Source organism: Streptomyces sp. NPDC091282 (genome assembly GCF_044757385.1).
Lineage (GTDB): Bacteria > Actinomycetota > Actinomycetes > Streptomycetales > Streptomycetaceae > Streptomyces > Streptomyces gramineus.
This window is the reverse complement of the sequence record NZ_JBIVUX010000001.1, coordinates 265,812-288,363: the sequence shown is the minus strand read 5'-3', so window position 1 is coordinate 288,363 and position 22,552 is coordinate 265,812. Positions and strand designations below refer to the sequence as shown.

General features: G+C 72.8%; 18 protein-coding genes. 10 read left to right on the top strand and 8 right to left on the bottom strand.

Annotation, left to right across the window (positions count from 1 at the left end; genetic code table 11):
• Positions 1 to 8 precede the first annotated feature (8 nt).
• Both ACIQOE_RS01345 and ACIQOE_RS01340 read right to left on the bottom strand, forming a co-directional pair.
• Positions 9 to 1,127 (bottom strand): ADP-ribosylglycohydrolase family protein, encoded by a 1,119-nt coding sequence (locus ACIQOE_RS01345; RefSeq protein ID WP_399008438.1) that lies wholly within the window; start codon positions 1,125 to 1,127, stop codon positions 9 to 11.
• Positions 1,124 to 2,446: an ADP-ribosylglycohydrolase family protein gene (locus tag ACIQOE_RS01340; protein WP_401408886.1), complete on the bottom strand. Its 1,323-nt coding sequence runs from the start codon at positions 2,444 to 2,446 to the stop codon at positions 1,124 to 1,126. Before ACIQOE_RS01340 ends, ACIQOE_RS01345 begins: the two co-directional genes overlap by 4 nt.
• 305 nt (positions 2,447 to 2,751) lie before the next feature.
• Here ACIQOE_RS01340 and ACIQOE_RS01335 point away from each other — a divergent pair, with 305 nt between their 5' ends.
• The 5 genes from ACIQOE_RS01335 to ACIQOE_RS01315 all read left to right on the top strand — a co-directional run bounded on the left by ACIQOE_RS01335 (position 2,752) and on the right by ACIQOE_RS01315 (position 12,539).
• Positions 2,752 to 3,483: a VIT1/CCC1 transporter family protein gene (locus ACIQOE_RS01335; RefSeq protein ID WP_363013709.1), complete on the top strand. Its 732-nt coding sequence runs from the start codon at positions 2,752 to 2,754 to the stop codon at positions 3,481 to 3,483.
• A 374-nt stretch (positions 3,484 to 3,857) separates the two neighbouring features.
• Positions 3,858 to 8,453: a glutamate synthase large subunit gene (gene gltB, locus ACIQOE_RS01330; protein WP_399008440.1), complete on the top strand. Its 4,596-nt coding sequence runs from the start codon at positions 3,858 to 3,860 to the stop codon at positions 8,451 to 8,453.
• Positions 8,446 to 9,906 (top strand): glutamate synthase subunit beta, encoded by a 1,461-nt coding sequence (locus ACIQOE_RS01325; protein ID WP_401408883.1) that lies wholly within the window; start codon positions 8,446 to 8,448, stop codon positions 9,904 to 9,906. Before gltB ends, ACIQOE_RS01325 begins: the two co-directional genes overlap by 8 nt.
• 148 nt (positions 9,907 to 10,054) lie before the next feature.
• Complete coding sequence (locus ACIQOE_RS01320) at positions 10,055 to 10,780, top strand: VWA domain-containing protein (protein WP_401408880.1); 726 nt, start codon at positions 10,055 to 10,057, stop codon at positions 10,778 to 10,780.
• A gap of 97 nt (positions 10,781 to 10,877) precedes the next feature.
• Entirely contained in the window at positions 10,878 to 12,539 is a 1,662-nt protein-coding gene (locus ACIQOE_RS01315) for a cytochrome bc complex cytochrome b subunit (protein WP_362639269.1), read from the top strand.
• Here ACIQOE_RS01315 and ACIQOE_RS01310 read toward each other — a convergent pair.
• Positions 12,517 to 13,515: an acyl-CoA dehydrogenase family protein gene (locus ACIQOE_RS01310; protein WP_399008442.1), complete on the bottom strand. Its 999-nt coding sequence runs from the start codon at positions 13,513 to 13,515 to the stop codon at positions 12,517 to 12,519. The genes ACIQOE_RS01315 and ACIQOE_RS01310 overlap by 23 nt on opposite strands.
• Position 13,516: 1 nt before the next feature.
• Entirely contained in the window at positions 13,517 to 14,656 is a 1,140-nt protein-coding gene (locus ACIQOE_RS01305; RefSeq protein ID WP_401410066.1) for an acyl-CoA dehydrogenase family protein, read from the bottom strand.
• 53 nt (positions 14,657 to 14,709) lie between these two features.
• Between ACIQOE_RS01305 and ACIQOE_RS01300 the strand changes: the two genes are divergently transcribed.
• The 3 genes from ACIQOE_RS01300 to ACIQOE_RS01290 are packed head-to-tail and all read left to right on the top strand — an operon-like array spanning position 14,710 to position 17,329.
• The gene (locus ACIQOE_RS01300; RefSeq protein ID WP_351325056.1) at positions 14,710 to 15,498 is read left to right on the top strand and encodes an SDR family oxidoreductase; all 789 of its coding nucleotides are present in this window, start codon (positions 14,710 to 14,712) and stop codon (positions 15,496 to 15,498) included.
• A gap of 15 nt (positions 15,499 to 15,513) precedes the next feature.
• A complete protein-coding gene (locus ACIQOE_RS01295; RefSeq protein ID WP_351325055.1) occupies positions 15,514 to 16,125 on the top strand; it encodes a TetR/AcrR family transcriptional regulator in 612 nt (203 codons plus the stop codon).
• A gap of 46 nt (positions 16,126 to 16,171) precedes the next feature.
• Positions 16,172 to 17,329 (top strand): acetyl-CoA C-acetyltransferase, encoded by a 1,158-nt coding sequence (locus ACIQOE_RS01290; protein WP_399008444.1) that lies wholly within the window; start codon positions 16,172 to 16,174, stop codon positions 17,327 to 17,329.
• Here the strand turns inward: ACIQOE_RS01290 and ACIQOE_RS01285 are convergent.
• The 4 genes from ACIQOE_RS01285 to ACIQOE_RS01270 are packed head-to-tail and all read right to left on the bottom strand — an operon-like array spanning position 17,313 to position 20,692.
• Positions 17,313 to 18,371, bottom strand: a complete 1,059-nt coding sequence (locus tag ACIQOE_RS01285; RefSeq protein ID WP_401408874.1) for an NAD(P)H-dependent flavin oxidoreductase — start codon at positions 18,369 to 18,371, stop codon at positions 17,313 to 17,315. The genes ACIQOE_RS01290 and ACIQOE_RS01285 overlap by 17 nt on opposite strands.
• Entirely contained in the window at positions 18,371 to 19,099 is a 729-nt protein-coding gene (locus ACIQOE_RS01280) for a CoA-transferase subunit beta (RefSeq protein WP_401408871.1), read from the bottom strand. The genes ACIQOE_RS01285 and ACIQOE_RS01280 overlap by 1 nt, the downstream gene beginning before the upstream one ends.
• The gene (locus tag ACIQOE_RS01275) at positions 19,099 to 19,947 is read right to left on the bottom strand and encodes a CoA-transferase (RefSeq protein ID WP_365570071.1); all 849 of its coding nucleotides are present in this window, start codon (positions 19,945 to 19,947) and stop codon (positions 19,099 to 19,101) included. The genes ACIQOE_RS01280 and ACIQOE_RS01275 overlap by 1 nt, the downstream gene beginning before the upstream one ends.
• Positions 19,940 to 20,692, bottom strand: coding sequence for an enoyl-CoA hydratase family protein (locus tag ACIQOE_RS01270; protein ID WP_351325049.1), 753 nt, complete (start codon positions 20,690 to 20,692; stop codon positions 19,940 to 19,942). The genes ACIQOE_RS01275 and ACIQOE_RS01270 overlap by 8 nt, the downstream gene beginning before the upstream one ends.
• A gap of 101 nt (positions 20,693 to 20,793) precedes the next feature.
• Between ACIQOE_RS01270 and ACIQOE_RS01265 the strand changes: the two genes are divergently transcribed.
• Both ACIQOE_RS01265 and ACIQOE_RS01260 read left to right on the top strand, forming a co-directional pair.
• Positions 20,794 to 21,576: an SDR family oxidoreductase gene (locus ACIQOE_RS01265; protein ID WP_401408867.1), complete on the top strand. Its 783-nt coding sequence runs from the start codon at positions 20,794 to 20,796 to the stop codon at positions 21,574 to 21,576.
• Between the two features lie 18 nt (positions 21,577 to 21,594).
• Entirely contained in the window at positions 21,595 to 22,500 is a 906-nt protein-coding gene (locus ACIQOE_RS01260; protein WP_365570074.1) for an SDR family oxidoreductase, read from the top strand.
• Positions 22,501 to 22,552 lie beyond the last annotated feature (52 nt).

The window sequence follows — 22,552 nt, the reverse complement described above, 5'->3', positions numbered from 1 at the left end:
GTACCGAATCATCCCCCCGGATGGGCCGGTTGTGTGGCTTCCAGGAGTCCGGCGAGTTCCACCAGGTCGGTGCCGGTGAGCCGGGGGAGGGCGCAGCCGGAGAGGGTGCGGCAGGCGTCCCGCCAGGGCGCCGGGATCGCATCGCCGCCGCCGAGCGCGCCGGTGAGCGCACCGGCCAGGGCGGGGGCCGAGTCGGCGACCCGGGAGAGGCAGGCGGCGGCGGGGACGGCCTCGGCGATCCGGCCGCGCGCGGCGGTGGCGAGGGCGAGGGCGACCGGGACGGTCTCGGCGGCGGCGATGCCGTAGCTGTAGACGTGGTCGACGATCTGGTGTTCGAGGAGCGGTACGAGGGCGAACGCGGTGTCGGCGGTGCCGGTGAGGGCCAGCGCGTGCCGGGCGTTGCGGCCGATCTCGGTGGCCTCGGGAAGTTCGCCGAGCGCGGCCGCCACGCAGGTCTCCACCTCGGCGCCGGCCAGCGCGAGCGCGACGGCCGCCGCCATCGCGCGGGCGCCGTGCACGCCGTCGCCGTCCTGGGTGTAGCGGGCGTCGAACTCGGCGAGGTCGGCGGCGCGCCGGGGGTCGCCGGGGTGGGCGACCGCGAGCGCGCAGGCCCGGACGCAGGCGGCGTCGTCGAAGTAGTGCGGGTTGTCGTGGCCGGTGGCGGGCGGGCGCAGGCCGGTGGCGAGGTTGCCGAGGCCGGCGCGGACGGAGATCCGGGCCCGCAGCGGCAGCACCGCCGACTCGATCTCCGGGGCGCGTTCGGCCGCGGCGGCGACCTCGGAGGCGACGGCGGTCCAGGTGAGGTCGATGGCGGCGCGGGTGCGCAGCTCCCGGCTGAGGTCGGCGAGGGCGGTGTCGTCACCGGCGCGCAGGACGGCCTCCGCGGCGAAGGCCGCCCACTCGGCGTCGTCGGAGGGGCCGAGGCGCAGCGGCTCGGGAGGCTGGTTCAGGGCGATGGGGACGGGCAGGGTGGTGGTCGCGTTCTGTTCGGCGAAGGTGTCGAGTTCCCTGGTGAGGCGGCGGGTCCACTCCGGCATCCGGGCGGCGCGGTGGCGGGCGGCGGGCCAGCCGGCGGCGTCTCCCGCGGCAAGCCCCAGCAGCAGCCCCTCGATACGGCGCCGCTTCACCGCTGTCCCTCGCGGCTCTCGTCCTCCAGGGGGCTCGGGCCCGTCACACCCCAGTCCTTCGCCCAGCCGCCGGGCGACTCGGCGGCCGGAGCCGCGGCCACGGCGGGCAGGGGCTCGGCGGACGGGCCGGCCGGGAGCAGGGCGGTGCCGGGAGGTGACGCCGGCGCCACGGGGTGCGGCTCGGGCGCCGGGGCGGGGGTCACGGCGGGGTGCGGCTCGGTGAAGGGGTCCGCCGGGAGCGAGGCGGCGCCGGTGGGTGCCGCCGGGGCCGTGGGGCGGGCCCCGGCCGGCGGGAGCTGCGGTGCCGCGGGGCGGGTGCGCGCCGCGCCGGTGAGCAGGTCCGCGACCTCCAGCACGTGCTGTCCCGCCATCGAGGGGAGGCAGCTGCCGCGGGCCGGGCCGATGGCCGCGGCCCAGTCCCCGGGGATCGCCGCCGCTCCCTGGGTCGCTCCCGCCAGCGCCCCGGCCACCGCCGCGGTGGTGTCCGCGTCGCGGCCCATGTTGACGGCGGTCAGCACCGCGTCCCGGAAGTCGCCGTCCGCCGCCGCGTAGGCGCCGAAGGCCAGGGCCACCGCCTCCGGGGCCAGGTCCGTCCACGGGTAGCCGCCGATGACGACCGCCGAGCGGACCGCCCGTTCACCCCGGTGGGCGACCGAGACCGCCCGGCGCAGGGAGCGGGCCGTCCACGAGTCGTCCGGCACCACCGCCAGCGCGGCCGCCACCACCGCGGTCGGCGGTGCGCCCGCCATGGCCGCCGCCACGCCCGCGGCCACCGCCTGGCCGCCGTAGATGCCCTCGCCCTCGTGGCTCACCGAACCGTCGATCGCGACCAGCCGGGCCGCCTCGGCGGGACGGCCCGCCGCGAAGACGCCGAACGGCGCCGCCCGCATGGCCAGGCCGTCGCTCCAGGCGTGCCGGTGCTGGGCGGAGATCGGGGCGGCTAGGCCGCGGCGGAGGTTCTCCAGGGTGCCGCGCTCGCTGAAGCCGGCGCCCTTGAAGGGTCCCTCGGCGCGGTCGGCGATCCACTCGTGCCAGGCCGCTTCGACGTGCGCGGTGGTGAGGGCCGAGCCGTGGCGGGCGAGCAGCAGACCGGAGAAGATCGCGTACTCGGTGTCGTCGGTGCCGGCCGGGGTGTCGGTGACGTATCCCGTGATGCGGCCCCAGCGGGCGCGGATCTCGGAGGGCTTCATGTTCTCCGCCGGCGCCCCCAGCGCGTCGCCCACGGCCAGGCCCAGCAGTGCGCCCCGGCCCCGGTCGTGCAGGGGTGAGGGGCGCTCTTCGGGGGCGGGGACCGGCGGGGTGCAGACGATCGATGACATGGGCGGACCTCTCCGGGAGGGGTTCCGCGCCGGGGCGCGGAACCGTTTGCGGATGTGTCCCACCAACGGCGGTTGACCGCAGCCTCAAAGGCCTCACATCACCCGGTCGACATTTGTGCGGCCTATCGCACAGGTGAGCGTAGAAACGTAAAGCCGCAGGTTAGCCGAGCCTTTCCTTGCTGGCGGCGGGGAATGCCGGGGCGTACTGTTGATGTTGTCAAAAGATGGAATCAGTCCAGACTTAGCTTTGCCTCAGCTTATTCGAGGCCGTTCCAGACCTGTTTCGAGATCTTTGGGGGATCCGCATGGCCGTCATCGAGACCCAGGCGACGCTGCACGAGGCGCACCGCGACAACCACACGCACCGGGACGTGAACGGAGGATGGCTGAGGCCCGCCGTCTTCGGTGCCATGGACGGGCTCGTCTCCAACCTCGCCCTGATCACCGGTGTCGCCGGCGGAGCCGTCAGTCATCAGACCATCGTCATCACGGGGCTCGCGGGCCTGGCCGCCGGAGCCTTCTCCATGGCCGCCGGCGAGTACACCTCCGTCGCCTCCCAGCGCGAACTGGTCGAGGCGGAGCTGGACGTGGAGCGCAGGGAGCTGCGCAGGCACCCGCAGGACGAGGAGGCCGAACTGGCCGCGCTGTACGAGGCGCGGGGGGTCGAGGCGCCGCTCGCCAGGGAGGTCGCCCGGCAGCTGTCCGCCGACCCGGAGCAGGCGCTGGAGATACACGCCCGCGAGGAGCTCGGCATCGACCCCGGCGACCTGCCGTCGCCCCTGGTCGCCGCGGTGTCCTCGTTCGGCTCGTTCGCGCTCGGCGCGCTGCTGCCGGTGCTTCCGTACCTGCTCGGCGCCACCGCTCTGTGGCCCGCCCTGCTGCTCGCCTTCGTGGGGCTGTTCGGCTGCGGTGCCGTGGTGGCCAAGGTGACCGCGCGGACCTGGTGGTTCAGCGGTCTGCGGCAGCTGGCGCTCGGCGGTGCCGCGGCCGGTGTGACCTATGCCCTGGGCAGCCTGTTCGGGACGGCCGTAGGATAGGTGGACCGCTACTTATGCACTGGCTTGCATAAGTAGCCGTTACTCGCTGGTTTCGAATGCTTAACCACTGGGCATGAGCCGTAAGCACCGCAGGCAAGGGAGCCTGACGTGTACCTGTGGGGTGTCGGCGACGCTCACCCCCGCCCCTGCGGACCTATGGACACGGATCTGTCCGGATCGGTCCCCCATCACCTTCACCGCGTGAGCGGTACCTCGCCGTAAACCCCTACGGCGTCCGCATGTTGGAACGATGTATCCAGTTCCCGAGAACCGCTTCATCATGTAACCTGCGTGAAATTTCGCTACAAAAACGCAGAGGGCCAGCGTCGTCCCTCGGCACCTGCTATATGCCACTGACGACGACGGGAGAGCCGATGCGTACGCCGCGCCAGCCGTCCCAGCACTCCACGAATGGCCTGAACTGGTCGTTCATGGATGCTCGCCCTGCTGCGCAGGGTATGTACGACCCCCGCGACGAGCACGACGCCTGCGGCGTCGGCTTCGTGGCCACCCTCACCGGCGAGGCGAGCCACGCGCTGGTCGAGCAGGCGCTCACGGTTCTGCGCAACCTGGAGCACCGCGGCGCGACCGGCTCCGAGCCGGACTCCGGCGACGGTGCGGGCCTGCTCTCCCAGGTGCCCGACGCCTTCTTCCGCGAGGTGGCCGGATTCGAGCTGCCGGCGGCCGGTTCCTACGCCGTCGGAATCGCCTTCCTGCCCGAGGACGACACCGAGGACGCCGTCTCACGGATCGAGACGATCGCGGCGGAGGAGGGCCTGACCGTCCTCGGCTGGCGCGAGGTCCCGGTCGCCCCGGGCCTGCTCGGCGCCACCGCCCGCTCCACCATGCCGGTCTTCCGGCAGGTCTTCGTCACCGACCACGCCAGCGAGGGCATCGCGCTGGACCGCAGGGCGTTCGTGCTGCGCAAGCGCGCCGAGCGCGAGGCGGGCGTCTACTTCCCGTCGCTGTCCGCCCGGACGATCGTCTACAAGGGCATGCTGACCACCGGCCAGCTGGAGCCCTTCTTCCCGGACCTGTCCGACCGTCGCTTCGCATCCGCGATCGCGCTCGTGCACTCCCGGTTCTCCACGAACACCTTCCCGTCGTGGCCGCTCGCCCACCCCTACCGGTTCGTCGCGCACAACGGTGAGATCAACACCGTCAAGGGCAACCGCAACTGGATGCGGGCCCGCGAGTCGCAGCTCGTCTCCGACCTGTTCGGCCCCCAGGAGAAGCTGGACCGGGTCTTCCCGATCTGCACGCCCGACGCCTCCGACTCGGCCTCCTTCGACGAGGTGCTGGAACTCCTGCACCTCGGCGGGCGCTCGCTGCCGCACTCCGTGCTGATGATGATCCCGGAGGCGTGGGAGAACCACGACTCCATGGACCCGGCCCGGCGCGCCTTCTACGGCTACCACTCCACGATGATGGAGCCCTGGGACGGCCCCGCCTGCGTCACCTTCACCGACGGCTCCCAGGTCGGCGCCGTTCTCGACCGCAACGGTCTGCGGCCCGGACGCTACTGGGTCACCGACGACGGCCTGGTCGTCCTCGGCTCCGAGGTCGGCGTCCTGGACATCGACCCCGCCAAGGTGGTCCGCAAGGGCCGGCTGCAGCCCGGCCGGATGTTCCTCGTCGACACCGTCGAGCACCGCATCATCGAGGACGACGAGATCAAGGCCGGCCTCGCCGCCGCCCAGCCCTACGAGGAGTGGCTGGAAGCCGGCGAGATCGAGCTGGGCGACCTGCCCGAGCGCGAGCACATCGTGCACACCCACGCCTCGGTCACCCGCCGCCAGCAGACCTTCGGCTACACCGAGGAGGAGCTGCGCGTCCTCCTGGCGCCCATGGCCAAGGCCGGCGCCGAGCCGATCGGCTCCATGGGCACCGACTCGCCCATCGCCGCGCTGAGCGAGCGCCCGCGCCTGCTCTTCGACTACTTCACCCAGCTGTTCGCGCAGGTCACCAACCCGCCGCTGGACGCGATCCGGGAAGAGCTCGTCACCTCGCTGCGCTCCTCCCTCGGCCCGGCCGGCAACCTGCTCGACCCGAACGCCGCCTCCTGCCGCTCGGTCGTGCTGCCCTTCCCGGTGATCGACAACGACGAGCTGGCCAAGCTCATCCACATCAACGCCGACGGCGACATGCCCGGCTTCAAGGCCGCGACCCTGTCCGGCCTGTACCGGGTCTCCGGCGGCGGCGACTCGCTCGCCGCGCGGATCGAGGAGATCTGCGCCGAGGCCGACGCGGCCATCGGCAACGGCGCCCGGCTGATCGTCCTGTCGGACCGGCACTCGGACGCCGAGCACGCCCCGATCCCCTCGCTGCTGCTCACCGCGGCCGTCCACCACCACCTCATCCGCACCAAGCAGCGCACCCACGTGGGCCTGCTCGTCGAGGCCGGTGACGTCCGCGAGGTCCACCACGTGGCCCTGCTGATCGGGTTCGGCGCCGCCGCCGTCAACCCGTACCTGGCCATGGAGTCCGTCGAGGACCTGACCCGCGCGGGCACCTTCCTGCCGGGCATGGAGTCCGAGCAGGCCATCCGCAACCTGATCTACGCCCTCGGCAAGGGCGTCCTGAAGGTCATGTCCAAGATGGGCATCTCCACCGTCGCCTCCTACCGCGGCGCTCAGGTCTTCGAGGCCGTCGGCCTCGACACCGCCTTCGTCGAGAAGTACTTCAACGGCACCGCAACCAAGATCGGCGGCGTCGGCATCGACGTCATCGCCAAGGAGGTGGCCGCCCGCCACGCCAAGGCCTACCCGGCCTCCGGCATCGCGCCGGCCCACCGCACCCTGGACATAGGCGGCGAGTACCAGTGGCGCCGCGAGGGCGAGCCGCACCTGTTCGACCCGGAGACGGTCTTCCGCCTCCAGCACTCGACCCGCGCCAACCGCTACGACATCTTCAAGAAGTACACGGACCGCGTGAACGAGCAGTCCGAGCGGCTGATGACGCTCCGCGGCCTCTTCGGCTTCACGAGCGACCGCCCGTCGATCCCCGTCGACGAGGTCGAGCCGGTCTCCGAGATCGTCAAGCGGTTCTCCACCGGTGCCATGTCCTACGGCTCCATCTCGCGCGAGGCCCACGAGACCCTCGCCATCGCCATGAACCAGCTGGGCGGCAAGTCCAACACCGGCGAGGGCGGCGAGGACCCGGAGCGGCTGTACGACCCGGCCCGGCGCAGCGCCATCAAGCAGGTCGCCTCCGGCCGCTTCGGCGTGACCTCCGAGTACCTGGTCAACGCCGACGACATCCAGATCAAGATGGCCCAGGGCGCCAAGCCCGGCGAGGGCGGCCAGCTGCCCGGCCACAAGGTCTACCCGTGGGTCGCCAAGACCCGGCACTCCACCCCGGGCGTCGGCCTCATCTCGCCGCCGCCGCACCACGACATCTACTCCATCGAGGACCTGGCCCAGCTGATCCACGACCTCAAGAACGCGAATCCGCAGGCGCGGATCCACGTCAAGCTGGTCTCGGAGGTCGGCGTCGGCACGGTCGCCGCGGGCGTCTCCAAGGCCCACGCGGACGTCGTGCTCATCTCCGGCCACGACGGCGGCACCGGCGCCTCGCCGCTGACGTCGCTGAAGCACGCCGGCGGTCCCTGGGAGCTGGGCCTCGCCGAGACCCAGCAGACCCTGCTCCTCAACGGCCTGCGGGACCGGATCGTGGTGCAGACCGACGGCCAGCTGAAGACCGGCCGGGACGTCGTGATCGCCGCGCTGCTCGGCGCCGAGGAGTTCGGTTTCGCCACCGCGCCGCTCGTCGTCTCCGGCTGCATCATGATGCGCGTCTGCCACCTCGACACCTGTCCGGTCGGCGTCGCCACCCAGAACCCGGTGCTGCGCGACCGCTTCTCCGGCAAGGCCGAGTACATCGTGAACTTCTTCCGGTTCATCGCCGAGGAGGTCCGCGAGATCCTCGCCGAGCTGGGCTTCCGCTCCATCGAGGAGGCCGTCGGCCACGCCGAGACGCTCGACGTCACCCGTGCCGTGAACCACTGGAAGGCGCAGGGCCTGGACCTGACCCCGCTCTTCCACGTGCCCGAGCTGCCCGAGGGCGCCGCCCTGCACCGGACCGTCGCCCAGGACCACGGCCTGGAGAAGGCCCTGGACAACGAGCTGATCAAGCTCGCCTCGGACGCCCTGGCCGCCTCCAGCGCCACCGACGCCCAGCCGGTGCGCGCCCAGATCAAGGTCCGCAACATCAACCGGACGGTCGGCACCATGCTCGGCCACGAGGTGACGAAGAAGTTCGGCGGCGCCGGTCTGCCCGACGACACCATCGACATCACCTTCACGGGCTCGGCCGGCCAGTCCTTCGGCGCGTTCCTGCCGCGCGGTGTCACCCTCCGCCTGGAGGGCGACGCCAACGACTACGTCGGCAAGGGCCTGTCCGGCGGCCGGATCATCGTGCGGCCCGACCGCGAAGCCGACCACCTCGCCGAGTACTCCACGATCGCCGGGAACACCATCGCCTACGGCGCGACCGGCGGCGAGCTGTTCCTGCGCGGCCGGACCGGCGAGCGGTTCTGCGTCCGCAACTCCGGTGCGCTGGTGGTCTCCGAGGGCGTCGGCGACCACGGCTGCGAGTACATGACCGGCGGCCACGCGGTGGTTCTCGGCGAGACGGGCCGCAACTTCGCGGCCGGCATGTCCGGCGGCATCGCCTACGTCATCGACCTCGACCGGGACAACGTCAACGTGGGCAACGTGGACGCCGTCGAGGCCCTGGACGACGCGGACCGGCAGTGGCTGCACGACGTGGTGCGCCGGCACGCCGAGGAGACCGGCTCCACCGTCGCCGAGAAGCTGATCGCCGACTGGGACGCGGCCGCCCGGCGGTTCAGCAAGATCATCCCCAGCACGTACAAGGCAGTGCTCGCCGCCAAGGACGCCGCCGAGCGAGCGGGTCTCTCCGAGACCGAGATCACCGAGAAGATGATGGAGGCGGCGACCAATGGCTGACCCGAAGGGCTTCCTGAACCACGGCCGTGAGGTCGCCCGGACCCGTCCCGTCACCGAGCGCGTCCAGGACTGGAACGAGGTCTACGTCCCCGGCTCGCTGCTGCCGATCATCAGCAAGCAGGCCAGCCGGTGCATGGACTGCGGCATCCCGTTCTGCCACAACGGCTGTCCGCTCGGGAACCTGATCCCCGAGTGGAACGACTTCGCCTACCGCGAGGACTGGACGGCCGCCTCCGAGCGCCTGCACGCCACCAACAACTTCCCGGAGTTCACCGGCCGGCTGTGCCCGGCGCCGTGCGAGTCGGCGTGCGTGCTCGGCATCAACCAGCCGGCCGTCACCATCAAGAACGTCGAGGTCTCGATCATCGACAAGGCGTGGGACGCGGGCACCGTCGCCCCGCAGGCCCCCGAGCGCCTGTCCGGCAAGACCGTCGCCGTGATCGGCTCGGGCCCGGCGGGCCTCGCCGCCGCCCAGCAGCTGACCCGGGCCGGCCACACGGTCGCCGTCTACGAGCGCGCCGACCGCGTCGGCGGCCTGCTCCGCTACGGCATCCCCGAGTTCAAGATGGAGAAGCGGCACATCAACCGGCGTATCGAGCAGATGCGCGCGGAGGGCACCCGCTTCCGCACCGGCGTCGAGATCGGCGTCGACCTCAAGGCGACCGACCTGAGGAAGCGGTACGACGCGGTCGTGATCGCCGCCGGTGCCACGACCGCCCGTGACCTGCCGGTCCCCGGGCGGGAGCTGAACGGCGTCCACCAGGCGATGGAGTACCTGCCGCTGTCCAACAAGGTCCAGGAGGGCGACTACGTGGTCTCGCCCATCTCGGCCGAGGGCAAGCACGTCGTCGTCATCGGCGGCGGCGACACCGGCGCCGACTGCGTGGGCACCGCCCACCGCCAGGGCGCGGCCTCGGTCACCCAGCTGGAGATCATGCCCCGGCCGGGCGAGGACCGCGCGCCGCACCAGCCGTGGCCGACCTTCCCGATGCTCTACAAGGTCACCTCGGCGCACGAGGAGGGCGGCGAGCGGGTCTACGCCGTCTCCACCACCCACTTCGAGGGCGACGAGGACGGCAACGTCCAGTGGCTGCACCTGACCGAGGTGGAGTTCATCGACGGCAAGCTGACCCCGACGCCGGGCACCGAGCGCCGGATCCCGGCCCAGCTGGTCACCCTCGCCATGGGCTTCACCGGCACCGACCGGGCCAACGGCCTGGTCGAGCAGTTCGGTCTCGACCTCGACGAGCGCGGCAACGTCGCCCGCGACGCCGACTTCCAGACCAACGTGCCCGGCGTCTTCGTCGCCGGTGACGCGGGCCGCGGCCAGTCCCTGATCGTCTGGGCGATCGCGGAGGGCCGCTCGGCCGCCAAGGGCGTCGACCGCTTCCTGACCGGAGCGAGCGACCTCCCGGCCCCGATCCGCCCGACGGACCGCTCCCTGCTGGTCTGACCCACCCGAAGAGACTCCCGTACAAAGGCGTACGGAACAGTGACGGCGCCTGCCCCACAGTCCCCGACCGGACGAATGGGCAGGCGCCGCCGCATTTCCGCGGTCGAGTAGCCTCGGCCTCCTGAACCAGGGCGAGGGGGAGCAGGGCATGGCCGCGATCAGTCTCAGCAAGGTGGAGGAGACCGCGCCCGCGCTGGTCGGCGCCTACCGCTCCGCCGGGATCTCCCTCACCAAGCACGGACTCGACGGGCTGCGTGCCGCCGTGTACCTCGTCGTCGACTACTCCGGTTCCATGAAGCCGTACTACGACGACGGCAGCGTGCAGGCCCTCGCCGACCGGGTCCTCGGGCTCTCCGCGCACCTGGACGACGACGGCCGGGTGCCCGTGGTCTTCTTCTCCACCGACGTCGACGCGGTCGCCGACATCGAACTCGCCGCGCACCAGGGCCGGATCGGGAAGATCGCGGCCGGGCTCGGGCACATGGGGAAGACCAGCTACCACCTGGCCATGGACGCCGTCATCGACCACTACCTGGACAGCGGCGCCACCGAACCCGCCCTGGTCGTCTTCCAGACCGACGGCGGCCCGGTGAGCAAGCCCGCCGCCGAACGCTATCTGTGCAAGGCGGCCCGGCTGCCGCTGTTCTGGCAGTTCGTCGGCTTCGGCGATCCGCACAGCAGACAGTTCGACTTCCTGCGCAAGCTCGACGAACTGGCGGTGCCGGGAAAGCGCGTGGTGGACAACGCGGGTTTCTTCCACGCCGGTTCGGACCCGGGGAAGGTCCCGGACGGCGAGCTGTGCGACCGTCTCGTCGCGGAGTTCCCGCAGTGGCTGGCGGCGGCGCGGTCGGCCGGCATCGTGCGGGGCGGCTGAGCCCGGACCGGCCCGGCTGACTTTACGTCGCCCCGTTGGCTGTAGCGCTCCGGCGTGCCACCCTGAGGGGTGATCCGGCGGGGAGGCGACGCGACGTATGGACGACGCGGCACGAACGGTGAACGGCTCGGTACGGGTGGGAAGTTCGGCCGACAGGGCGAACCCGCCGGGCAACGGCGAGCGGCTCGCGGACTGGGCCGACGGACGGCTCGGGATATACGGCCTGGCCAAGGCCAACATGCGCAAGGTGTTCCCGGACCACTGGTCCTTCATGCTCGGTGAGGTCTGCCTCTACAGCTTCCTCATCCTGATCCTCACGGGCATCTACCTCACCCTGTTCTTCGAGCCCAGCGGCGCCGAGGTCGTCTACCACGGCTCCTACGAGCCGATGAACGGCATCATCATGACCAAGGCGTACGAGTCGACGCTGCACATCAGCTTCGACGTGCGCGGCGGACTGCTGATCCGGCAGATCCACCACTGGGCGGCGCTGGTCTTCGTCGCCGGCATGCTCGTCCACATGATGCGGGTGTTCTTCACCGGCGCCTTCCGCAAGCCGCGCGAGGTCAACTGGCTGTTCGGCTGGACGCTGCTGTTCCTCGCCATCCTCACGGGCCTGACCGGCTACTCGCTCCCGGACGACCTGCTCTCCGGCACCGGCGTCCGGTTCGCCGACGGCGCGATCCTGTCGATCCCGATCGTCGGCTCGTACATCTCGTTCTTCCTGTTCGGCGGCGAGTTCCCGGGCCACGACATCATCTCCCGGTTCTTCCCGATCCACGTCCTGCTGCTGCCCGGGATCATGCTGGGCCTGGTGGTGGCCCACCTGATCCTGGTCTTCTACCACAAGCACACCCAGTACCCCGGGCCCGGACACGACCAGAAGAGCGTCGTCGGCATGCCGTTCCTGCCGGTCTACATGGCCAAGGCCGGCGGCTTCTTCTTCCTCACCTTCGGCATCCTCGCGATCATCGGCGCCGTCGCCACCATCAACCCGGTGTGGGCCTTCGGGCCCTACCGGCCGGACCTGGTGACCACCGGCGCGCAGCCCGACTGGTACCTCGGCTTCTCCGAGGGCCTGATCCGTGTCATGCCCGGCTGGGAGATCAACGCCTGGGGCCACACCCTGGAACTGGGCGTCTTCATCCCCTTCTCGGTCTTCCCGCTCTTCCTGCTGGCCATCGGCGTCTACCCGTTCATCGAGGCGTGGATCACCGGCGACAGACGCGAGCACCACATCCTCGACCGGCCGCGCAACACCCCCGTCCGCACCGGCCTCGGCGTGGCCTGGCTCAGCGTGTACTTCGTGCTGCTGATCGGCGGCGGCAACGACGTCGTCGCCACCCATCTCCACCTCTCCATCAACGCGATCACCTGGTTCGTCCGGATCTCCGTCTTCGTCGTGCCCGTCCTCGCCTTCGTCACCACCAAACGGATCTGCCTCGGCCTGCAGCGCCGGGACCGCGACAAGGTGCTGCACGGCAGGGAGACCGGCCTCATCAAGCTGCTGCCGCACGGCGAGTACATCGAGGTCCACGAACCCCTCAGCCAGGGCAGCCTGTTCGTCCTCACCCAGCACGAGCAGAACCCGCCGTACGAGATCGGCCCGCAGGAGGACGCGAACGGGGTGCGCCGCAAGGTCACCCTCCTCCAGCGGATGCGCGCGAGCCTGGCCAAGGGCATGTACGGCCCGGACACCCACATCCCGAAGCCGACGCGGGAGGAGTACAAGGAGCTCACGAGCGGGGACCACCACTAGCGCGGCCCCCGGCTCGGCCACCGCCTCCCAGGACGTCCGCCCGGCACTCCCGCGGCGTCCCCCAGGCCCCCCGCAGCGCCCGCGCCTTCGTCAGCCACAACGACAGGTCGTACTCCGCGGTGTAGCCGATCGCCCCGTGCAGGTGCAGCGCGGCCCGCGCACTCGCGTACGCCGCCTCGCACGCCGTCAGCTTCGCCGCGGCCACGTCCCGCGCGGTCATCGTGACCGCCGCCCCGAGGACCATCGGCCGGGCGAACTCCAGCGCGATCTTCACGTCGGCCAGCCGGTGCTTCACCGCCTGGAACGACCCGACGGGCACGCCGAACTGGGTCCGCTGCCCGACGTACGCCACCGTCGTGTCGAGCAGCGCCAGTCCGACCCCCAGCGCCTGCGCGGCCGTCGCCAGCCGGGCCCAGGTCCCCGCCAGGGCCCACGGCGGGTCCGCGCGCAGCAGCTCGCCGACCGGCAGCAGCGGGGCGAGCCGGCGGGCCGGGTCCAGGGACCTGCGTACCGCCCCGGCGCCGGTGGACAGCCGCATGCCCTCCGGCGCCGCCGCGAGCCGTACGTCGGCCGCGTCCCCGTCCAGCGCGGGTCCGTACCCGTGCTGCTCGAACGCCACCGTCGCCACCGTCCCGCCCGAGGCGATCCCGGGCAGGAACCGCCGGGCGAGGCCCGCGCCGTCGTCGAGCAGCACCGCGGCCGCCACCGTCTCCGCCAGCGGCCCCGGCACCGCGAACCGCCCCAGCTCGACGAAGGCCAGGGCGAGTTCGACGGGCCGGTGGCCCGCCCCGCCGTATTCCTCCGGCACCGCGAGCCCGAACACCCCGGCCGCGCCGAGCCGGCTCCACAGCGCCCGCCCGCCCGTCCGCTCGCCGCGGCTCCAGTCGCGTACCACCGCCGGGGTGTCCGCCGCCGTCAGCAGCCCGCGCAGGGCGCCGGCGAAGTCCCGCTGCTCGGTGTCGAGGCGGAAGCGCATGTCAACGGCGTCCCTTCGGCAGGCCGAGCAGCCGCTCGGCGATGATGTCCCGCTGGATCTCGTTGGTGCCCGCGTAGACGGGCCCGGCGAGGGAGAAGACGTATCCCTCGGACCACGGGGTGTCCGCCGACTCGCCCTCCGCGCCGAGCAGGTCCAGCGCCGTCTCGTGCAGCGCCAGGTCCAGCTCGGACCAGAACACCTTGTTCAGGCTGGACTCCGGGCCGAGTTCCTCGCCGTCCAGGAAGCGGGCGGCGGCCGCGTAGGTGAAGAGCTGGTAGGCGCGGGCACCGACGACGGCGTCGGCCACCGCGGCCGCGGCCGCCTCCGGTTCGCCGCGCGCCCGCCACAGGTCTTGCAGCCGGTCGGCGGCGGCCAGGAACCGGCCGGGGGACCGCAGCGTCAGCCCCCGTTCGTTGGCGGCCGTCGACATCGCGATCCGCCAGCCCTGGCCGGGGCGGCCGAGCACGTCCTCGTCGGGGACGAACACCTCGTCCAGGAACAGCTCCGCGAACGCCGGTTTCCCGTCGAGGCGGCCGATCGGACGGACCGTCACCCCCGGGGCGCGCAGGTCGAACATCAGGTAGGTGAGCCCCTGATGACGCTTCGGCGCGTCGGGATCGCTGCGGAACAGGCCGAACGCGCGGTCCGCGAACGCGGCCCGCGACGACCAGGTCTTGAGGCCGCTCAGCAGCCAGCCGCCGTCCGTGCGCACCGCCCTGGAGGTGAGGGAGGCCAGGTCGGAACCGGCTTCGGGCTCGGACCAGGCCTGCGCCCAGACCACCTCGCCGGTGGCCATCGGCGGCAGCACCCGCGCCCGCTGCTCCTCGGTGCCGTGGGCGAAGAGGACCGGTGCGAGCAGGCTGACGCCGTTCTGCCCGACCCGGCCCGGCGCGCCCGCCGCGTGGTACTCCTCCTCGAAGACCAGCCAGCGGACCAGCCCCGCGTCCCGGCCGCCGTACCGCTCCGGCCAGTTCACCACCGACCAGCGGTCCGCGGCCAGTTCGGCCTCCCAGGCGCGGTGCGCCGCGAAGCCCTCCGCGGTCTCCAGGGAGGGCGGCGCGGGGTCGGGCACGTGCCGCGCGAGCCAGGCGCGGGCCTCGGCGCGGAACTCCTCGTCGGCCGGGGTGTGGGTGAGGTCCACGGTCGCCGTCACCATCCTTCCCTAACAAGTGTTTGGTAGGTTAGCGTGGGCCCATGACAGGCGTCGAGAGTCCGGAGTACGTGCCCGCGCACGGGCTGCTGACGGGGCGCACCGCCGTCGTGACCGCGGCGGCCGGGGCCGGGATCGGCGGTGCCACCGCGCGCCGCTTCCTGGAGGAGGGCGCGCGCGTCCTGATCAGCGACGCGCACGCGCGCCGCCTGAAGGAGTACGAGGCCGAACTGTCCGTCACGCATCCGGGCGCGGTCACCGCCGTGCCCTGCGACGTGACCGACGAACGGCAGGTGCGCGCCCTGTTCGAGACCGCCGTACGGGACCACGGCCGGCTCGACATCGTCGTCAACAACGCCGGACTGGGCGGCACTTCGGCCCTGGTCGACATGGACGACGCACAGTGGTCGAAAGTCCTGGACGTCACGCTCAACGGCACCTTCCGCTGCCTGCGCGCCGCCCTGCGGCACTTCCGCGACAGCGGCCGAGGCGGCGTCGTCGTCAACAACTCCTCCGTCGTCGGCTGGCGCGCCCAGGCCGGACAGGCCCACTATGCCGCCGCCAAGGCCGGCGTGATGGCACTGACCCGGTGCGCGGCGGTCGAGGCGGCCGCGTACGGCGTGCGGGTCAACGCCGTGGCGCCCAGCCTCGCCATGCACCCGCACCTGGTGAAGGTGACCTCCGCCGGCCTGCTCGCGGAGCTGACCGCGCGCGAGGCCTTCGGGCGGTACGCCGAGCCCTGGGAGGTGGCCAACACGATCGTCTTCCTGGCGTCCGGCTACTCCTCGTACCTCACCGGAGAGGTCGTCTCCGTCAGCAGCCAGCACCCGTAGGACCAGAATGGACCCGTGCCGACCAAGAAGAAGCCCCAGGTGACCGCCGCCCCCGCCCGGCGCCGCGAACTCCTCGAGACCGCCGCCGAGGTCTTCGCCGAACAGGGCTACAACGCCACCACCGTGCGCAAGATCGCGGACCACGCGGGCATGCTCGCGGGCAGCCTCTACTACCACTTCGACTCCAAGGAATCGATGCTGGAGGAGATCCTGCGGACCTTCCTCGACGAGCTGTGGGACGGCTACGACACCGTCCTGGACGCCGGGCTCGGTCCCCGCGAGACCCTCGAAGCCCTGGTCACCGAGTCCTTCCGGGAGATCGACCGGCACCGCGCCGCCGTGGCGATCTACCAGAAGGAGAGCAGACAGCTGGTCGCGCAGGAGAGGTTCGCCTTCCTCGCCGAGTCCCAGCGCAAGTTCGAGAAGGCGTGGCTGGCCACGCTGGAGCACGGGGTCGCCGCGCGCGTCTTCCGCGCCGACCTCGACGTCCGCCTCACCTACCGGTTCGTGCGCGACACCGTGTGGGTCGCCGCCTCCTGGTACCGGCCCGGCGGACAGCACAGCCCGGAGGAGATCGCCCGGCAGTACCTGTCCATGGTCCTGGACGGGATCGCCGTCCGCACATAGCCCACCCATTCGCTGAAAGCCCCTTTCTGCCGAGGGAGTCGCCGATATGGCCGAGGCCTACATAGTCGAAGCGGTCCGCACACCCGTCGGGCGCCGCCGGGGCGGACTGAGCGGGGTCCACCCGGCCGACCTCGGCGCCCATGTGCTGACCGCGCTGGTCGAGCGGTCGGGCATCGACCCGGCCGCCGTCGAGGACGTCGTCTTCGGCTGCCTCGACGCGGTCGGACCGCAGGCCGGTGACATCGCCCGCACCTGCTGGCTGGCGGCCGGACTGCCCGAGGAGGTGCCGGGCGTCACCGTCGACCGGCAGTGCGGTTCCTCGCAGCAGGCCGTGCACTTCGCCGCGCAGGCCGTGCTCTCCGGCACCCAGGACCTGGTGGTCGCCGGCGGTGTCCAGAACATGTCCCAGATCCCGATCGCCTTCGCCTCCCGGCAGGCCGCCGAGCCGCTCGGGCTCACCGAGGGCCCCTTCCTCGGCAGCGAGGGCTGGCGCGCCCGGTACGGCCGGCAGCCCGTCAACCAGTTCGCCGGCGCCGAGATGATCGCCGCCACGTGGGGCATCAGCCGCCGCGACCAGGAGGAGTTCGCCCTGAACTCCCACCGCAGGGCGCTGCGCGCCATCGACGAGGGCCGCTTCGAACGCGAGATCGTGCCCTACCGCTCGGTCGCCGTGGACGAGGGCCCGCGCCGCGACACCTCCCTGGAGAAGATGGCCGCCCTGAACCCCGTCGTCGACGGCGGCACCATCACCGCCGCCTGCTCCTCCCAGGTCTCCGACGGCGCCGCCGCGCTGCTGCTCGCCTCCGAACGGGCCGTCCGCGCCCACGGACTGCGCCCCCGCGCCCGCGTCCACCACCTCTCCGCCCGCGGCGAGGACCCCATCCGGATGCTGTCCGCGCCCATCCCGGCCACCGCGCACGCCCTGAAGAGGACCGGCCTCACCATCGACGCCGTCGACCTCGTCGAGATCAACGAGGCCTTCGCCCCGGTCGTCCTCGCCTGGCTCAAGGAGACCGGCGCCGACCCCGCCAGGGTCAACGTCAACGGCGGCGCGATCGCCCTCGGCCACCCGCTCGGCGCCACCGGCGTCCGGCTGATGACCACCCTCCTGCACGAACTGGAGCGCACCGGCGGCCGGTTCGGACTCCAGACGATGTGCGAGGGCGGCGGCCAGGCGAACGTGACGATCATCGAACGGCTCTGAGGCCCGTCAGCTCCCGCACCACCTCGTCCGCCTCCTCCATGACACGCGCCACCAGCTCCGCGCACGACGGCAGGTCGTCGATCACCCCGGCGACCTGCCCGGACGCCATCACCCCGAGGTCCGTGCGGCCGTCCACCATCGCCGATCTGAGCAGCATCGGGGTGTTGGCGGCGAGCAGCAGCTGGCTCCAGGAGAGGTCCTTGCCGTGCCGCAGGGCGAGTCCGTCGCGGGTCAGCTGCCGCCAGGTCAGGCCGGAGAGGCGGCGGAAGACGGCCGCGTGGCGGACGGCCCGCAGCAGTCGCCGCGTCCGGCCGGTGTTCTCCAGGGAGTCGACCAGCGGGGTGCGCAGCATCCGGTGCGGCAGGCCGTCCACCGCCCTGGTCACCGTGACGTCCTTGACCGTCGCCGCCAGATACCTCGCCTTCACCGCGTCCGGCACCGTCGAGTCCGAGGTGAGCAGGAACCGGGTGCCCATCGCCACCCCCGCCGCCCCGTAGGCCAGCGCCGCCACCAGCCCCCGCCCGTCGAAGAACCCTCCGGCGGCCACCACCGGTATCCGCACCGCGTCCACCACCTGCGGCAGCAGCACGCTCGTCGCCACCTCGCCGGTGTGGCCGCCGCCCTCACCGCCCTGCACGATCACCGCGTCCGCGCCCCAGGCCGCGACCTTCTCGGCGTGCCGCCGCGCCCCCACGGAGGGGATCACCAGCACGCCCGCCGCCTTCAGTTCGGCGATCAGCCCGGGGGAGGGGGCGAGCGCGAAGGACGCCACCCGCACACCCCCGTCGACGATCAGCCGCACCCGGTCGCCGGCGTCGGCCGCGTCCGCCCGCAGGTTCACCCCGAACGGGGCGTCCGTACGGCACCGCACCTCGGCGATCGCGGCCCGCAACTGGTCGAGGGTCATCGTGGCGGAGGCCAGGATGCCCAGGGCGCCGGCGTTGGCCGCCGCGGAGACCAGGCGGGGGCCCGCCACCCAGCCCATCCCCGTCTGCACCACCGGATGCCGGACCCCGACCAGCCGGGTGAGCGCGGTCTCCATCAGCCCGCGACCTCCTTCGCCCGCGTGCCGGCCGGATCCAGCACCTCGCGGAGCAGCCGCAGCTCCTCCGCGTCCGGTTCCCGGGTGCGCGGCACCTCGTCAGGAACGGCGAGCGCGAAGCCGGTGGCCTCCCGCACCTGATCGACGGTCACCCCCGGATGGAGCGCGGCCAGCCGCATCGAGCGGTCCGGCGTCTCGAAGTCGAGGACGCCGAGGTCGGTGACGACCCGCGGGATGCGGTGGAAGCGCTCCGTGCCCGGGTGCCGGGCCACCCGGTCGTACCCCACCCCGCACACCATGTCGACCTTGGCCACGAACACCCGCCGCGAGTGCTTCGGCACCCAGTAACTGGTCGGGTTGTTCAGCGTGTTCAGGGGCGCTCCGCGCACCCCGAGCAGTTGGCGGCGGGGCCGGGACCAGTCGCCGATGGCCGAGATGTTCTGGTTGCCGAACCGGTCGAGCTGGCTGGCGCCCATCATCACGTGCCGGCGGCCCCCGGCGACCAGCGCGAGGTGCTGGCGGTAGGGCAGCCAGCCCTCGGGGGTGCCGTCCGGACCGACCAGCAGCGCCTCGCCGTCGGTCAGCAGCAGGTCGGGCGCGAAGGTGAGCCGGGCCAGCCGGGCGCCCAGGGAGGGGATCAGTCCCATCGGACTGGCCAGGATCTCGCCGGAGCCGCGCCAGGCCTCGGCGCAGGCGATGACGCAGTAGTCGGCACGCAGAACGTCCATCAGCCCCGCTCCTCACGCCAGTCGCGCACCGCGGACCGGTAGGCCTGCTCGTCCCCGGACAGGAACCGCTCGGCGAACTCCGGCCACGGGGTCCTCGCGTACAGCCGCTGGAAGTCCTCGTCCCGCCCGTGGTCGGGCGCGCAGGAGGTGAAGTGCGCACCGCCCGGCGCCTCCACCACCCCCGTCACGTACAGCCGCTTCAGCAGCAGCGACTGGACGGCCGCGGCCTTCGTCAGCTCGGCCGTGTCCACGATCTGCTCGCAGGAGACGTAGGCGGTGTCCGCCGCCGCGCAGAACAGGTCGTCGAAGTACGGGTCCGGGCCCAGATACTGCCCGTTGCCCAGCCGGTCGGCGCGGTTGACGTGGACCAGGGCCGCGTCCAGGCGCAGGGCCGGCATCGCCACGAGCGTCTCCCCGTCGTCGTACGGCGACGTCACCGTCCGCAGGCCCGGGTTGACCCGCATGACGTCCGAGCCGAGCCCCGCGCGCACCGGCAGGAACGGCAGCCGGTCGGCGGCCGCGCGCAGGCCCCACATGAACATGCCCTCGTCCACCTCCGCCAGCTCGAAGGCCCCGCGCTCGCGTGCCGCCCGGTAGTGCGGTTCCAGCGGGACGGAGTCGAGGGTCACGAAGGCCGTCACCAGCTTGCGGATCCGGCCGGCCGCCGCCAGCATCCCGACGTCCGGGCCGCCGTAGGAGACCACCGTCAGGTCGTCGATCCCGCTCCGCAGCACCGCCCTGACCAGGGCCATCGGCTTGCGCCGCGCACCCCACCCGCCGATGCCCACGGTCATGCCGCTGGCCAGCCGGGAGACGGCCTCGTCGGCGGTCATCGTCTTGTCAGTCACTGCCCGCACCCTCCTTCCCGAAGGTGTCACGGACCCGGTCGGCCACCCCGCTGAGGGCGGCCTCGAAGGTGAAGCCCTGTTCCAGCCGGTAGCTGCGCCGCACGTCGACGGGGTCGATGCCGTTGATGGCTGCCTTGGCCAGGCGCAGCAGCCGGCCGTCCTTCGCGGCGATCTCCCGCGCCAGGTCCAGCGCCGCCTCGGGCAGTGCGCCGCGCGGCACCACCCGCCACACCGAGCCGTGCGCGTGCAACTGCGCCGCGGTCGCCGTGCGCGAGGTGTAGTACAGCGTCCGCATCAGGTGCGGCGGGACCAGCCGCGCCAGGTGGGTGGCCGCGCCCAGGGCGCCGCGGTCCAGCTCGGGCAGCCCGAACACGGCGTCCTCGCTCGCCACGATCGCGTCCGCGTTGCCCACCAGGCCTATCCCGCCGCCCAGGCAGAAGCCCTGCACGGCCGCCACCACCGGGGTCTCGCACTCGTAGACCGCCGCGAAGGCCTCCGCGCAGCCCCGGTTGGCGCCGAGCAGTGCCTCGTGCCCGTCCGCCTGTATCTCCTTGATGTCCACGCCCGCGTTGAACCCGCGGCCCCGCGCGGCCAGCACCACGCACCGGGTCCCGGGGTCGCGGCCCGCCGCGCGCACCGCCTGCGCCAGCTCGAACCAGCCGCGCACCGGCAGCGCGTTCACCGGCGGGTGATCGACGGTGACCTGCGCGACGCCTTTTTCCGGAAACGAGGTGGAGACACCCATGGACGCATCAGCTACCTTCGCACTCAACAACCTTTCCACCAAACATTTGTTAGGTGTGAGGCTTCGAAGCTAGCAGCCGGTGCGAGCGAGCGGGAGGCCCTGTGGAAAACCTGGCGCGAGGCACGGCGGACGGCTCGCTGCGCGGCCGTACCGTCGTGGTCACCGGCGGCACCCGGGGCGTGGGAGCGGGCATCGCCCGGGCCTTCGCCGACGCCGGCGCGCACGTGACGGCCTGTGCCCGCCGTCCGCCCGAGCGGCCCCTGGACGGCGTCGACTTCACCCCGCTCGACCTGCGCGACCCGCCCGCCGTACGCGCCTTCTTCGACGCCCTGCCCCGGCTCGACGTGCTCGTCAACAACGCCGGCGGCACCCCCCACCGGCGGCTCGCCGAAGCGGACGCCGAGCGGCACGCCCGGGTCATCGAACTGAACCTGCTCACCCCGCTGACCGCCTCCCTCGCCGCCTACGCGCACCTGCGCCGGGCCCGGGGATCCGTGGTGATGATCGGCAGCGTCAGCGGCGGCCGTCCCTCGCCGGGCTCGGCCGCCTACGGAGCGGCCAAGGCGGGACTGGAGAGCCTCGCCCGGTCCATGGCCGCCGAGTGGGCCCCGGAGGTCCGGGTCAACACGCTGGTCGTCGGCATGGTCCGCACCGAACTGGCCCACCTGCACTACGGCGGCCGGGACGGCGTCGACGCCGTCTCCCGCACCGTCCCGCTCGGCCGCCTGGCCGCACCGTCCGACGTCGGGGCCGCGGCCCTCTTCCTCGCCTCCGACGCGGCCGCCTACATCAGCGGGGCGAGCCTGCTCGTGCACGGCGGCGGGGAACGCCCTGCCTTTCTCGACGCCGCGACGGCCGGCGGGCCGTCCGGCCAGGAGGACTGAGATGACAGGAGGACTGAGATGAGCGGAATCTGCGCGGACCGGGTCGTGGCCGTCACCGGCGCCGGGCGCGGGCTCGGCCGGGCGCACGTGCTGGCCTTCGCCGCCGAGGGCGCCCGGGTCGTCGTCAACGACCTCGGTGTCGGCCTCGACGGCGCGCCGGGCCCCGGCAGCCCCGCCGCGGCCGTCGTGGCGGAGATCCGCGCGGCCGGCGGCGAGGCGGTCGCGCACGGCGGTGACATCGCGACCTCCGCCGGGGCCGCCTCGCTGATCGACACGGCCGTGCGGACCTACGGCCGGCTCGACACCCTCGTGAACAACGCCGGGTTCCTGCGCGACCGCATGCTCGTCAACCTCGACGAGGACGACTGGGACGCGGTCGTGCGGGTGCACCTCAAGGGACACTTCCTGCCGCTGCGGCACGCGGCCGCGTACTGGCGGGCCGAGGCCAAGGCGGGCCGCGCCCCGGTGGCCCGGATCGTCAACACCAGCAGCGGAGCAGGCCTGCTGGGCTCGGTCGGACAGGGCAACTACAGCGCCGCCAAGGCCGGCATCGTCGGCCTCACCCTGGTCGCCGCCGCCGAACTCGCCCGCTACGGCGTCCAGGTCAACGCCGTCGCCCCGGCCGCCCGCACCCGCATGACGGAGCGGGCGTTCGCCGCGGCCATGGCCGCCCCGGACGCCGGGTTCGACGCCATGGCACCCGGGAACGTCTCCCCGCTGGTGGTCTGGCTGGGCTCCGCCGCGAGCGCCGGCGTCACCGGCCGGGTGTTCGAGACCGAGGGCGGCCGGATCACCGTCATGGAGGGCTGGCGGGCGGGGCCCACCGCCGACAGCGGCGCCCGCCGCACCCCGGCCGAGGCGGGGGAGACGGCACGGGACCTGCTGACCCGCGCCCCCGCGCCGGGCCCGGCCTACGGCGCCTGACCGGCGAACCCGACCCGGCGCGGCCCCGCCGGTCCAGGGCCCGGCGGACCCT